The sequence below is a fragment of the uncultured Kordia sp. genome (assembly GCF_947489565.1).
Taxonomy (GTDB): domain Bacteria; phylum Bacteroidota; class Bacteroidia; order Flavobacteriales; family Flavobacteriaceae; genus Kordia.
This window is the reverse complement of sequence record NZ_CANLEA010000021.1, coordinates 80,533-93,319: the sequence shown is the minus strand read 5'-3', so window position 1 is coordinate 93,319 and position 12,787 is coordinate 80,533. Positions and strand designations below refer to the sequence as shown.

Genomic DNA, 12,787 nt, shown 5'->3' with positions numbered 1-12,787 from the left:
GATCGCTTCGCTTTTTGATCGCTTCGCTTTTTGATCGCTTCGCTTTTTGATCGCTTCGCTTTTTGATCGCTTCGCTTGTTATCTTAAAATGCTCTTTGAATTAAAATTCAACATTCATGATTTAGCATTTTCCAAACGTCACTTCGAGTGGCAAATCTCTGATTTGTTGTATCGAGAAGTACTATGAAACAAAGAAGTTTCAATAAAAATAAAATCGTTACTCAACAATCAACAATCGTCAATCAAAAAAAAACTCTTCCATCGTTGTAATATCTAACCAACCCGATTTTCCGTTTTTGATGATTTTGTAGAATGATTTTGTGACTTTTTCAAGCAGTTCGTATGTTAGTTTTTTCTGTTTTGGAAAAACACTAATTATAGGGTTGTTTCCGTTTGTTTTTCCACCAATTTTAATTGGATATTTTGTTTCTCGAAAACCTTCAATACTATAGTATGCTTCGTCTTTAGTTAGTACTTCCAATCCATATTCATTAAAATAATACTTTTGAATATTCGGAAACTCTAATTCGTTTAATAAAAGATCATACACTGTATATGAACCATCGTTTTCACCAACAATATAGTAGTTGTTATGCTCAATACGATCGAAAGTTTTTTCTAACAAATCATTCCCAAAAAGATCAAGAATGCGATATGTATTGTTCTTGGTGATTGCTTTTTTATAAAGTTTTGAAAATTTGAAATGATCAAAATAATCATACGGACTAAATGAAGGTGAATGTTTCTGAATTTCAACAGTTTTTTTGATATCAATTTCTTCTGAAATTATTTTTATCTCGTCCATAAGTGGAATAAATACAAAATCGCTATCAATATGATTATTTAATAAAATAATCTGCTTTTCATTGCCAAAATCTAGAATGATCGGTTGATACCAAACTTGGTCAATAATACGCCAATATCCTATCGTAGGTTGCTGTTCCAACATGGAAGCGCGAATTACCTTATAAGGAGTTTCATACTTATCAGGAATGTCATTAGTGATCGATGTTTCAAATTCTTGATATGTAACAAAATTAGAATCTGTAAATTTAAAAATATGGCGTTCATGAGGTTGTATGATTTTCGTATTTACGAACCATTGCTTATTTTTTAAATCTTCAAAACCATTGGATCTTAAGTGACCTACAAATAAAACTGTTGTGTATCGAGATTGTAATTGTTCTAGGGAATATGTCAAGCCATCTCGGTCAATATGTAGTCTTCTAGAAATGTTATTCAAGTTGCGGTATTCCATGTCTATTTCTTTGAATGTATTCAAACCAACTTGTTCATACATCATAAGAGTTTTTTCATTGTGTGCTATCAAATGAATGTTAGGAACTTTAATGATATGCTGTGCTTGCATTTTAACGCAGCTTATAACAAGAATTGTCAACAGTTGTATAAAAAGTTTCATAAGAAATAGGTTTAAAAGTGTTAGTCATCAAAAAAAAACTCTTCCATCGTTGTAATATCTAACCAACCCGATTTTCCGTTTTTGATGATTTTGTAGAATGATTTTGTGACTTTTTCAAGCAGTTCATACGTTGGTTTTTTCTGTTTTGGAAAAATGCCCACTTTGTTGTCTTTGTAGAAAAGAATCAAGCCGTGTTTGCTAATTGTAATAGCGTCATACTTTATAGGCAATTCTTCTACCGTCGTAATTAAATCAGGGATTTTGTGAATAATTTGTTTCTTATACGAATTAGGATTGTTGATGGTATCTGCTGTAAACATATCATCCTGCATTGTATACGAATACGAGCGGATTCCATACTTTTTTCCTTTTTGAACTTTTATATAGTTTGGAAACCCAGAAACAGCTCCCGTAAACTGATCATTTTCATCCCAATATTGCTTGGAAGAATTATCCAGAAAACTGATTTCATGTCGCTTGTTGATGTCTGTAAAGATGAATTCTTTTATTTCATCAAAAGTACTTGCCATGCCGCCTTCTGTAATTTTTATGCCGTGTTGCGACTTGGAATGTTCATCTCTGATCAGTTCGTATTGTATAGAATTTACGGTTCCGCACAAAACCATAGGAAGACTTTCGGGCATTTCTCTAAAAACATTGCCTAAATTATCATAATAATAAGCGTCATTTTCAGCCAGTACTTCAAGGTAATTATCTTTTAGATGCGCTTTTTTTATCAATGGAGTCTTAAGTTTTTCTAACAATGTATTGTAAAGTGTATAGGAAGTAGTTGTTTTCCCAATGAGATAATATTCGTTGTATAGAATGGTGTCATAACTGGCGTTTAGCAAATCTTTCTTTAAATAATCATACACACTATATTTTTGAGAAGCATTTTTTTCAATCGCATAGATATTGCTAATCTCAAAGCCTTTCATAGAGTTATAAAAATCAACAAAATATGTATCTTTTGATACAGGAATTACATCCAAAACTTCTGCTTCATCTGATAAAACCTTCATACCATCTTTTAACGGAATACAGGCAAAATAAATATTATCATCTTCAGTCAAAAGAACGATTTGTTTTCCATCTCCAAAATCAACAATAATATTTAAAAGCCAATATCCATCCATAATTTCCCATTGAGAAGGATTTGAATTGTTGGTAGCAGCCGTATCTGTAATTTCTAATTCTTCAAATGTAGAAAATCCGTGGTCTTTAAATTTTACAAGATGCGGCTCATCAGCAGTACTTTCTTCATATTGTAGCAACCAATCCTGTTGTTGCCAAGAACTAAAAGGAGTTGGAGCAATATCAGCCACAAATAGAATTTTTTCATGTTCTTTCTTAATATCTTCTAGCGTATATTGATGTTTATCTTCTTTGTCAATAGCTATTTTATAAAATCCGTCGTCATCGTCATCAATATACAATTCAGAATAGGTATATGCATTTTCTCCAACTTTTTGATACATGGATACATAGAGTTCACTATCAAAACCTAAAACATCAATATTAGATACATTTACCGAATGTTGTGCATGTAGGTTTGTTATATGAAATAAGAAACAAAAAACGGAAAATTTTAATAATTTCATGAGTATTGATTTTCGTTAAAAATAAATTTCTTTAAGCTTATATAAAAGCTACAATGCGGCAATAGGTCGTTTAAATGAGTAAACAGGTATTTAATCTAATAGATAGAATAAGTGGCAATTAAATAGTTCAATCCTTGAAACTTCATTAACTTTACACTCCTATTAAAAGCTAAATTAAATTTAAAAATTCCCCAGATGATGCGAGCTATCTACAAATTCATTTATTTCAAACTCATGGGTTGGAAGATTAAAGGTTCTTTTTCTGAAGAAGTGAAGAAGTGTATTGTTGCCGTTGTTCCGCATACAAGTTGGCATGATTTCTTCATCGGACTCATGATTCGTAGTATCACCAAAACAAAAATTAATTATGTTGGAAAAAAGGAATTGTTCCGTTTTCCGTTTGGATGGTATTTTCGTTGGACAGGCGGCGCACCAATTGATAGAACACCAGGACAAAACAAAGTACAAGCCATTGCTGCTGTTTTTAAAGGAAAAGAAGAATTCCGATTGACCTTGGCGCCAGAAGGAACTCGTAAATTTGTCAATGAACTTCGTACAGGTTTTTATTATATTGCCAAAGAAGCCAAAGTGCCAATTACCTTAGTTGCTTTTGACTTTGGAAAGAAAGAAGTGAAAATTGACAAGCTCTTTTATCCAACAGATGATATGAAAGCGGACTTCGCTTATATCTATAAATTCTTTGAAGGTGTTGTTGGAAAAATTCCAGAAAAAAGCTTTGGTTATAAAGGATAACATCAATTAGCATACTTAAAAATGCCAAGAACCATTTTTGAAAATATAGTGATCGAAAAGTTTGAAGAAACCATGTTTCTAGCTTTTTGTAAGTATATGCCTATACGTTTTTTTGAGATCTTGTTTATTGAAAAAGGCGCTGGAACTTTGGTGATTAATGAACATAAGGTACGATATAATGACAATCAAATATTTATCTTAATCCCGAATGATAAGTACAACTTTGAAATTGAACAACCAACTTCGGTTTCTACAATAAAATTTCTGTATAGCTTTTTTAATAATTCTTCATTTGATGAAAATCACACACAACGGAAAGAATGGTTCAAAAAGATAGAAACCATCTTGCACAGTGCCAATCGAACATCACATATTACATTACAATCAAAAACAGATGAAAGTAGTATTTATTCCTTGTTTACAGTGCTTTGTAATGAATATAACGACGATCATCTTAAAAATGAAGCCATACTAAAATCTACGTTACATTCTATATTACACATCATTTCCAGAAATGTAAGTTTTGTATCTTTAAAAATAACGGATTCTAAAATTCAGGATATTATCAACTATATCCACTATCATATTCACGATTCCAAAAAGCTATCCAAAAAAGAAATTGCACATCAGTTTCATCTTTCTGAAAATTATGTGAGTGAATTTTTTAAGCGAGAAATGGACATAAGTTTAAAAAAATATATTCTTACGTATAAAATTAAATTGGCTGAAACTCGACTTAAGTATACGGACTTAACCGTTACGGAAATTGCGCAAGAACTCGGATTTACAGACAGCAGTCATTTAGATAAAACTTTTCAAAGCTACAAAGGAATGACGGCAGGAAACTACAAAATAAGCTTAAAAACGGAGTAGATATACAATCCTCGTTTTTTACTAAAACCTCTTTTCTTCTTACAAAACACAACCTTAAGACCTAAGGTACATTTGCATTATAATTTTTTTACCAAAACAAATTTATAATGAAAGAACCACAAGAAGTCTTTGAGAGTCATATGAAAGCGGTTGATACACTTGATCCGTCTCAAGTCATAGAAGATTATGCAGACGACGCTTTATTTGTGACTCCCGATTATACGTATAAAGGACGCACTGAAATCTTTAATTTTTACAAGGAGTTTCTTCCCAATTTTGAAGGTTTTGAGTTTGTAACCATCAAACAAGAAACACATGACAATGTTGTGTATTTCGTTTGGCGTGGAAAAAATAAACATCTCAACATATTGCTGGCAACAGATACCTATATCATTGAAAAAGGTAAAATCAAACAACACACATTTGCAGCAATAAACAATTAATTTTTAAATATAGATATAATGGATTACAAGAATTTTCAAACATTTAAAGCTGAACAAAAAGGAGCAGTTTTAACCGTAACAATCAATTTTGGACCTGTAAACGTTCAAGGACAAGAAATGCTAGCAGATTTAAGCAGTCTTTGTTTACGTTTAGAACGCGATAGAAGCGTAAAAGTAGTTGTTTTTCAATCGTCAAATCCTGGGTATTGGGTTTGTCATTACGATACGAATCTTTTAAGAGATATGTCTACAGAAGCAGTTCCAAGAAACGAAGTGAAGTTGCTAGATTTACAATCAGTACTCGAAAGATTGAGCAACGTACCACAGGCAACAATTGCTAAAATAGAAGGATTTGCACGTGGTGGTGGACACGAAATGGCATTGGCGTTAGACATGCGTTTTGCAGCTAGAGGAAAAGCTAAATTCATGCAAATGGAAGTTGGTATGGGAATCTTACCTTGTGGTGGAGGCGCTTCTCGTATGGCAAGACAAGCTGGACTTGGAAAAGCCTTAGAAATTATTTTAGGAGCACGTGATTGGGATGCGGATGAAGCTGAAAAGTTTGGTACCATCAACAAAGCATTGGATGCAGATGAAATAGGACCGTATGTAGATGCATTGGCTGAACGTATTTCAAAATTCCCGGCGGAATCTATTGAAGCTTGTAAACGTGCTGTGTATGCTTCTATCGATTTGCCTATTGCAGCAGCTTTACAAGAAGAAGCGTATCAATTATTCCAAGCAACTAGCAAAACTCCAGCGATTAAACGATTTACAATCGCAGATGAAAATGGTGCACAGTTTGACCATGACAACCAGAAAAACTGGGAAAATATGTTGATCGATTTACAAGAAATCAATTAATACATACTCAAAAGTAAAACGAAAACGAATGCTCTTTTTATGAGAGTATTCGTTTTATATTTTTTAATTCGTAGTGTTCTATAGCTTTTTGTTTCAAAGGATTTTCTTCCCAAGAAGACCATTCATTCGTATGCGGATCGTATCCACATTTCAAAGGTTTTGAATATCGATTTTCAGGATCTTCCACATAGGCGCGACAATCAGTACAGATATAGCGAAATTCACACTCTTGGCAAGTCAATACAAAATCCTTTTTTAAATTCCATGCAGATGTAAAGTCTTCATTACTAATGATGTCTACCAAATTTGTATCTAACGCATTTCCATAGGAAGTTTGCATCGAAGGACAATTTTTCAATATTCCATTCGCGTCCACGGATATTTTTCTATTCAAGCAACTGTTGTAAAAATGCGCTTCCATATAATGATCTTTTACAGCATTGAAATATTGCTTTTCCACCAAACCGCAACAGGTTTCATCTGTCAATTCTTGCGTAGTGTGATAAATGGAAGATAGTTTTTTGATAACGTCATATTCATCATTTTTACTAGCAGAATGTACAATAAGGTTTGATATTTTGGTATGTTCTTGTAACAATCGGATCAGTTTGTCTAAAGGTAATTCGTCATGATCTTTTACATAAATTTCTAGATATTCAATCGAAGTTTCCTGAACGCAGGTTGCCAAATACTGTAATTGTTCTATGTGTAATGAAGTGTACGAACGAATTTGTAAAGCTTCACATTGCAAGGCGTTTAATTGAGAAATGATGCGTTCGTAATAGGTTTTCGTGTGTTCAAAATCTTTGATGTCAATAATACTGTTGGTAATTGTGGACGGACTTTTCCAATCAATTTTAATCTCAGGGAAATTATGACGAATCTTTTCATCGGCCAAAAAACCATACTCATTCTCCAAAATATAGGACACATAACTTTCTACAATCTCACTATTTTCCTCACCATAAATTTTAAATAAAGTTTTGATGGAATAGCGTTTTGCATTTTCAATAAAGTCCAACATGTCATTCGGAATCAAATCAAATTTTCCGCGTTGACTGTCGGTAAGCAATGCTCTGTTATGTCCTTTCGTGATCAAACACGCTGCAAAAAGAAGCAAATATTGATCACTTTGTTTGAGTTCTAGTGAAAACATCTTGAAATGGGTTTATAATATTTGGTGTCTACAGGATGATAATCGGTTTGGTACGTAGGCAACGAAATCACTTTAATTTGTCCTGCGTGTTCCAAAAGATTGCCACGACCTTTGAGTTCTGATAGAAAAAACACCGCTTCAAATAACTCAGGAGTTTCCTGCATTTGCCGTTGTAAGGCTTCAATAATTTGTGCGTCTTTCATGATGATAAATAATTGGCAATCACTTCATCTAAAAAGTAATTACAAGGTTTAGAAGTCATATCGTATTGTCCTATCGGGTTGATTTCTAGAAAACTATATTCGTCTTCGGTAGTGTAAATAATATCTAACGAAGCGGAATTCAGTTCATAGATTTCTAGTAATTTCCTCAGTTTAGTTTCCAATAAAGTTGGCAATTGATACGGAACGCATCTATTGGGCGCTTTCATATTGTAATTTCTAAAATCAACTTTCGTTTGATCGTCATTCTGTGAAAAAATGGCCATCGAATAAAAAGTGTCAATGAAAAAGAATGTCCGAATTTCAAACTTCTTTGCCACCAAATTCTGAAACAAGCTTACATTAAATCGTTCTGGCAATTTTGCCAAGGTTTCCAACGTAATTTTTTTGGTCATTACATCTGCAAAAACATCTCCTTTTATATTCGGGTCTAGATTATTGACAGCTTTGGTGATGACTTCTCCATGTTGTACAACAAAATCTTTTAAAACCGTTTTTGAATTCGTAACTAAGGTGTCAGGTGTAATAATTTTTAGCGTTTTACAACTTGCTAAAACCGCTAGTTTATTAATATTTGCTGAGGTTTCATGTCGATTTAGTGATTTTTCTGCAAGTAAAGTTTCAATCGTATGTACTACATCGCGTTCAGCTTCTTTATTAAAATAATTAAGATACCTATGAAACGTTTTGTCGGTTATTTGGTGCAGATTTTTTCTTTGAAACGTATCCCATCTTCCACGTCGATACCAATATTTTGAAACTTCAGAAAGTGCAATTGTAGCATCATTATATGAAAACGAAACGTTGTTATTATGAAGCTTTAAGTCTTTTAAAAACGTCGTATCATTCAATCGTAAAACATCTGCGTTATACTGTTTCAACCATTTTACAACTTGCGTAGTGGAATAATCGTCTGCATTTGATTTAATTAAAATCATATCTAGAAAAAGGTATAAAAGAAGTTGTCTAAGTGGTTTTGATAGCGTCTTTCTGAACTTGATCCAACATCTCATTAGACCGATTTATTAATTGTGATGAGAAACTGAATCGCGTTCAGTTCAACGAAATTTTACCTTTTCAGACAACCTCTTCTAGTTCCTTATATTATAAGGTAGAATTGTTTACATCGTCAATTGGACCATGACTATGATCAAATTTAATATCACTGTGATGATCTAACATTGCTGGATGTGGCGGACAGTTTGTTAAAAATGTTCTACTTGTTCTAAATGACGAAGAAGCGCCATCTGATAAATCAGTTGCTCCTACAATACTTCCTGCATTTTTTAATTCTTTTGCTTTGAATTTTCCGTTTTTTAAACTTTCTAATTTTTTCATAATTAAGTTTTGATTTACATGTGCTTACTCTGTTCGTACAAGGTTTTTCAGCTAACACCTTCGAAATGCTGCGCAGCAAAACGTTTCGTATACCAGTTTGATATGGTATGTAGGTTGTTGATTTGTAAATTACTGATAATGTGAAGGTTGTAAATACTGCAATATGTAGTATTTTTTTGTAGTACCTTTTGTTAAAGTGTTCGTAGTATGTAAAAAAGAAAATTGCACTTCTTTATTTTGTACTATATTTATCTAAATATTTCTTGCTAGTAACTGTAACATCATAATACAAGAGCATTATTAAAAAGACACCAACCATAGCGTATCAAAATTCATCCAACCCAAAATCTTTTTTTGATATAGTTCCTCTTCGTGAAATTTTTAAGAAATCACCCAAAGATCATAAACCAACGGAAAATCATAAACTCTCTTTTTATGTGTTGTTTGTCATTACAGCAGGAGAAGGAACACACACGATAAATTACAAAACGTATTCCTATAAAAAAGGAACAATTTTTTCTTTAAGAAAAGGTGTAATACACAAATTTACAGATAGCGGAGCCGATGGAACTTTACTGGCTTTTACCGATGATTTCATCATAAAACATATTGGTAAAAATGAAGGACTCAAAGCACTTCAATTATTTAATGAACTAATTGAATCTCCAAAAATTGAAGTAAATGCTTCTACTTTTTTAGAGATAGAAATTATTTTAGAGCAGTTAAATAACGAGATGAACGTTGAAAAAGACTTGTATACTTCTAGTGTAAAAAGAAGCTTGTTACATATCTTATTATCAAAAATATATCGTGAAAAAGTAAAAGATAAAAAAGTGTATACTAACACAAAATATTTGAATCAATTTCTAAAGTTTCAAAGTTTAATTGAAGCGCAATGGTTTGAAAGCAGAACAGCATTGCACTATGCAGAACAAATGTCAATTACACCAAAAACATTGAATAATATTGTAAAAGCTACGATTGAAAAATCGGCAAAATCTTTAATTGACGATATTGTTATTACCCAAATCAAACGTCTTCTGGTGAATACTGAATTATCTATTGGCGAAATTGCCTATGAAGCAGGATTTGACGATCCAACCAACTTCTTTAAGTATTTCAAAAAAAATACGTCGCTTTCTCCGAATCAGTTTAGGGAAAAGCACACGTGAATTCCTTTTTTTACAGTTTTTGCCTGTGTGTTTAGTGGTTAAAATGAATTGGAAACTCGCTTTTTGATTCTTTTTTGTATTATTTACAGTGAAATTTGTATGATAAATACAAAGAGGTAAATGCCTTAGAGAATATCTGCATAATTATATTTTCCCTTTTTTACAGTATTTAGATTATTTCTTACCATGAGCAAAATATTTTGCGATTTTACATTTGTGGTGTTAATCAATTAAAGATATAAACATGACAAACAAAGAAGTAATAAATGCATTTTATGAAAAAGCACTTACGGTAAACACTGAGACAACTCCAGCTGTTGTATTAAGCGATATTTTGGCAGATAACTTTGTCTCTAAAGGTTCCGTACAAAACAAATCTAAAGAAGAACTTATTGGACAATTAGGCTTCTTTTGGAAACTAATTCCAGACCTGAAATGGATGCCTCAAGAAATCCTTAATGAAGGCAACAGATACACTGTAAGAAGTCTAGTAACAGGAACTCCTAACGGCGATTTTATGGGATTACCAACTGATGGAACAAAATCATTCAGCATTATGACTATTGACATCCATACGATAATAGATGGAAAAGATGTGGAAGTATATCATTTGGAAGACTGGGGAACAGCCATGAAACAACTACAATAATCACTAACAACTAATTTTTTACGAAATGAATACGATAAAGAGAAATGCCGTTTTTGGCGTACTAGCCGTTGTGTTTTTATGCACTTTTATTGGATGTATTGAAACAAGCAAAGCTACTGAAAGTGCTAAAACAGAAAAAACAGTTTCACCTATAACAAAAAGCGATATGGAATTACAAGGAGAAGAAACACTAAAAATCGCAAATGCATTTATGGGCGCAATGGGAAAAGGCGATATGGAAGCAATGAAGAATTTAATGCATGAAGATATGGTGTGGCAAAATGCTGGAGATTCTAGTTTACCATGGATTGGACCTTGGAATGGAAAGAAAGCAATATTGGAAGATTTTTTTCCTGTTTTTGGCAAAAACTTCATCACCAAAAAATGGCAACCAACAGATGCAATCGCTAATGGAGATACGGCAGCTTATTTTGGACAAATGATAGGTTTATTAACCAATTCAAATAAAGAAACAAAAGAATTTACATACGCTTTACGAGTAAAAGTTAAAGATGGGAAAGTAATACTATGGAATTGGTTTGAAGATAGTTATGAGGTTTCTAAAGTGTATCATGATAAATAAACCTACGAATAAAAACATAAGAAATATAAGAAACATGAAAAATATCAAAATAACATTCCTTGCCATTATAAGTAGTCTCACATTATTATCTTGTGATAGTGATGATGATAATACTACACAATTACCACCATTAAGCGAAGGTGTGAATATTACGTTGAGGAATACATTACAAGATCCAGGTGAAAACGAAAATACCTACCCAAGTTTATTTGGACAAGCTGATGATGCGTATGACGAATTTGCAACACTTTCAAATGATACCACAGAATTTGCAACGGCATTAGCTCAAAATGGAACTCCTGCAGGCGATATAAGCGGATTGTACAATATAAACTTTACAAGTAATACTATAGAATATGCACTTATCGCGGCAATTGACGATCCATTTTGGTCAAATATTGCAGATGTATTTGGTGTTTTTCCAGCAGGTAAATTTGATCGATACTATTTTACGTTTTCACAACCACACAACATTTCAGGTTTTTCAAGCAGTACAAACGCTGTCAACTTACGAATCGATTCTGAAACGGTAATTGTAGTAGAAATAGGAGAAGGTTTTGATGTAAGTCCAGGGGCAGCTTTTAGCATTACGCTAAATTAATATCATTATAAATATTTGATTTTATATAAAAATATGGCCACTAAATTTAAAGAGTTCAAACGTGATGAAAAAGTATTTTTTATCGGATTAATTATTTGGATTCTACTACAAATATCTAGGTTCATTGCTCTTGTATTAATTAATGATATCAATGAGGATGTTGAATCAAAAGCATGGATGTATCCTGCTTATTTGGATATATTTGCGGCAGTTTTTGCAGTGCCTCTTATTGTTGGACTTATAAAATGGCGCGGTTTGTTTACTTGGGTTGCTACTGTAGTGTATATGGCAATTTCTATTGTAGATCATATCGGAAATTTTACAACGACAACCATCGTTGGACCGCCTTCTATTGTTGAAGAAGGAATGAATCCATACCTAATACCAGCCATTCAAACGGTTCTGGATATTGTGTTTCTAATCCTTTTACTCGTCCCTAAATACTATCAACTTTTCTTTAAAATTGAGAGAAAGTAAACTAAATCTATCAACAAAATTTGGTGTCTAATGATGTTCCCAAGAAGATTCGTCATCTTTATTACTAGGTGATAAACCTAAAATTTCGCCAGCCGTATTTACCCCCAAACCTAAAACTGTACGGTTGGCGTAATTAAAATAAGCTACAACTTGATTGACTTCTAAAATTTCACCATCATCATAACCGAAACTACGAATTTCATCAATATCTGCACGTGTTAAATCTGCGGCAGCGAAGGTCAATTTATGGGCATAATTCACTAAAATCATTTCTTTTTCAGATAAAATACTGGCTAAAGAATCGTTTTCAATATGTTCTTTGATGGATGCAGCTTTGACGTCGTCGTTTAAAAAACGTTTCATTCCTGCAAAATGATGTTCGTAGCAATAGTCACATTTATTAATAAAACTTGTATACGTACCTAATAATTCTAAAAACCAATTAGGAAATGTATTGCTTGCATGATGCAGCGTATTTTTATACAAACTTACATGTCCTGTGAGTGTATGCGGACGCAAACTATGAATGCCCAAAACATTATCAATTTGATTGTTTGGACCTTTAATTTTGTTGTAAATCGATTTGAGTTTTCCAGTAGCTTTATCAAATGGAATAATGTGTATCCAGCTCATGAA

At 32.6% G+C, this 12,787-nt stretch carries 16 protein-coding genes; 9 read left to right on the top strand and 7 right to left on the bottom strand.

From position 1 onward, the window contains the following. Positions 1-238 precede the first annotated feature (238 nt). Complete coding sequence (locus Q0845_RS23045) at positions 239-1,420, bottom strand: hypothetical protein (protein WP_298518687.1); 1,182 nt, start codon at positions 1,418-1,420, stop codon at positions 239-241. Between the two features lie 20 nt (positions 1,421-1,440). Next, positions 1,441-3,021: a hypothetical protein gene (locus Q0845_RS23040; protein WP_298518657.1), complete on the bottom strand. Its 1,581-nt coding sequence runs from the start codon at positions 3,019-3,021 to the stop codon at positions 1,441-1,443. A gap of 195 nt (positions 3,022-3,216) precedes the next feature. Between Q0845_RS23040 and Q0845_RS23035 the strand changes: the two genes are divergently transcribed. The 4 genes from Q0845_RS23035 to Q0845_RS23020 all read left to right on the top strand — a co-directional run bounded on the left by Q0845_RS23035 (position 3,217) and on the right by Q0845_RS23020 (position 5,954). Then, a complete protein-coding gene (locus tag Q0845_RS23035; RefSeq protein ID WP_298518655.1) occupies positions 3,217-3,774 on the top strand; it encodes a 1-acyl-sn-glycerol-3-phosphate acyltransferase in 558 nt (185 codons plus the stop codon). 21 nt (positions 3,775-3,795) lie between these two features. After that, entirely contained in the window at positions 3,796-4,647 is an 852-nt protein-coding gene (locus Q0845_RS23030; RefSeq protein WP_298518652.1) for an AraC family transcriptional regulator, read from the top strand. A gap of 107 nt (positions 4,648-4,754) precedes the next feature. Then, positions 4,755-5,090 (top strand): nuclear transport factor 2 family protein, encoded by a 336-nt coding sequence (locus tag Q0845_RS23025; RefSeq protein ID WP_298518649.1) that lies wholly within the window; start codon positions 4,755-4,757, stop codon positions 5,088-5,090. Positions 5,091-5,108: 18 nt separating this feature from the next. Then, positions 5,109-5,954, top strand: coding sequence for an enoyl-CoA hydratase/isomerase family protein (locus Q0845_RS23020; protein WP_298518647.1), 846 nt, complete (start codon positions 5,109-5,111; stop codon positions 5,952-5,954). A gap of 37 nt (positions 5,955-5,991) precedes the next feature. On the opposite strand, the gene gwsS is transcribed toward Q0845_RS23020, so the two are convergent. The 4 genes from gwsS to Q0845_RS23000 form a co-directional block, all read right to left on the bottom strand. Then, positions 5,992-7,110 carry a grasp-with-spasm system SPASM domain peptide maturase gene (gwsS, locus tag Q0845_RS23015; RefSeq protein WP_298518644.1) on the bottom strand — a complete coding sequence of 373 codons (1,119 nt, stop codon included), beginning with the start codon at positions 7,108-7,110 and terminating at the stop codon, positions 5,992-5,994. Then, the gene (locus Q0845_RS23010) at positions 7,098-7,313 is read right to left on the bottom strand and encodes a hypothetical protein (protein WP_298518639.1); all 216 of its coding nucleotides are present in this window, start codon (positions 7,311-7,313) and stop codon (positions 7,098-7,100) included. The genes gwsS and Q0845_RS23010 overlap by 13 nt, the downstream gene beginning before the upstream one ends. Further along, on the bottom strand, positions 7,310-8,269 hold the full coding sequence (gene gwsG, locus Q0845_RS23005; protein WP_298518636.1) for a grasp-with-spasm system ATP-grasp peptide maturase: 960 nt from the start codon (positions 8,267-8,269) through the stop codon (positions 7,310-7,312). Before gwsG ends, Q0845_RS23010 begins: the two co-directional genes overlap by 4 nt. 166 nt (positions 8,270-8,435) lie before the next feature. Then, positions 8,436-8,669, bottom strand: coding sequence for a hypothetical protein (locus tag Q0845_RS23000; RefSeq protein WP_298518633.1), 234 nt, complete (start codon positions 8,667-8,669; stop codon positions 8,436-8,438). Between the two features lie 296 nt (positions 8,670-8,965). On the opposite strand from Q0845_RS23000, the gene Q0845_RS22995 reads away from it, so the two are divergent. The 5 genes from Q0845_RS22995 (at position 8,966) to Q0845_RS22975 (ending at position 12,151) form a co-directional block, all read left to right on the top strand. Further along, positions 8,966-9,841 carry an AraC family transcriptional regulator gene (locus Q0845_RS22995; RefSeq protein WP_367180689.1) on the top strand — a complete coding sequence of 292 codons (876 nt, stop codon included), beginning with the start codon at positions 8,966-8,968 and terminating at the stop codon, positions 9,839-9,841. 244 nt (positions 9,842-10,085) lie between these two features. Next, positions 10,086-10,490, top strand: a complete 405-nt coding sequence (locus Q0845_RS22990; protein ID WP_298518630.1) for an ester cyclase — start codon at positions 10,086-10,088, stop codon at positions 10,488-10,490. Positions 10,491-10,515: 25 nt separating this feature from the next. Beyond that, a complete protein-coding gene (locus tag Q0845_RS22985; protein ID WP_298518627.1) occupies positions 10,516-11,073 on the top strand; it encodes a nuclear transport factor 2 family protein in 558 nt (185 codons plus the stop codon). A 34-nt stretch (positions 11,074-11,107) separates the two neighbouring features. After that, positions 11,108-11,674, top strand: a complete 567-nt coding sequence (locus Q0845_RS22980) for a hypothetical protein (protein ID WP_298518624.1) — start codon at positions 11,108-11,110, stop codon at positions 11,672-11,674. A gap of 33 nt (positions 11,675-11,707) precedes the next feature. Then, a complete protein-coding gene (locus Q0845_RS22975; RefSeq protein ID WP_298518622.1) occupies positions 11,708-12,151 on the top strand; it encodes a hypothetical protein in 444 nt (147 codons plus the stop codon). A gap of 27 nt (positions 12,152-12,178) precedes the next feature. Here Q0845_RS22975 and Q0845_RS22970 read toward each other — a convergent pair whose 3' ends face one another. Then, entirely contained in the window at positions 12,179-12,784 is a 606-nt protein-coding gene (locus Q0845_RS22970; protein WP_298518619.1) for a carboxymuconolactone decarboxylase family protein, read from the bottom strand. Positions 12,785-12,787: the final 3 nt, after the last annotated feature.

Coding starts and splice junctions, on each gene's coding strand:
- Q0845_RS23020 (WP_298518647.1), top strand. CDS start 5,109: ATGGATTACAAGAATTTTCAAACATTTAAAGCTGAACAAAAAGGAGCA.
- Q0845_RS23030 (WP_298518652.1), top strand. CDS start 3,796: ATGCCAAGAACCATTTTTGAAAATATAGTGATCGAAAAGTTTGAAGAA.
- Q0845_RS22975 (WP_298518622.1), top strand. CDS start 11,708: ATGGCCACTAAATTTAAAGAGTTCAAACGTGATGAAAAAGTATTTTTT.
- Q0845_RS23045 (WP_298518687.1), bottom strand. CDS start 1,420: ATGAAACTTTTTATACAACTGTTGACAATTCTTGTTATAAGCTGCGTT.
- Q0845_RS23025 (WP_298518649.1), top strand. CDS start 4,755: ATGAAAGAACCACAAGAAGTCTTTGAGAGTCATATGAAAGCGGTTGAT.
- Q0845_RS23010 (WP_298518639.1), bottom strand. CDS start 7,313: ATGAAAGACGCACAAATTATTGAAGCCTTACAACGGCAAATGCAGGAA.
- gwsG (WP_298518636.1), bottom strand. CDS start 8,269: ATGATTTTAATTAAATCAAATGCAGACGATTATTCCACTACGCAAGTT.
- gwsS (WP_298518644.1), bottom strand. CDS start 7,110: ATGTTTTCACTAGAACTCAAACAAAGTGATCAATATTTGCTTCTTTTT.
- Q0845_RS22980 (WP_298518624.1), top strand. CDS start 11,108: ATGAAAAATATCAAAATAACATTCCTTGCCATTATAAGTAGTCTCACA.
- Q0845_RS22985 (WP_298518627.1), top strand. CDS start 10,516: ATGAATACGATAAAGAGAAATGCCGTTTTTGGCGTACTAGCCGTTGTG.
- Q0845_RS23040 (WP_298518657.1), bottom strand. CDS start 3,021: ATGAAATTATTAAAATTTTCCGTTTTTTGTTTCTTATTTCATATAACA.
- Q0845_RS22990 (WP_298518630.1), top strand. CDS start 10,086: ATGACAAACAAAGAAGTAATAAATGCATTTTATGAAAAAGCACTTACG.
- Q0845_RS22970 (WP_298518619.1), bottom strand. CDS start 12,784: ATGAGCTGGATACACATTATTCCATTTGATAAAGCTACTGGAAAACTC.
- Q0845_RS23000 (WP_298518633.1), bottom strand. CDS start 8,669: ATGAAAAAATTAGAAAGTTTAAAAAACGGAAAATTCAAAGCAAAAGAA.
- Q0845_RS23035 (WP_298518655.1), top strand. CDS start 3,217: ATGATGCGAGCTATCTACAAATTCATTTATTTCAAACTCATGGGTTGG.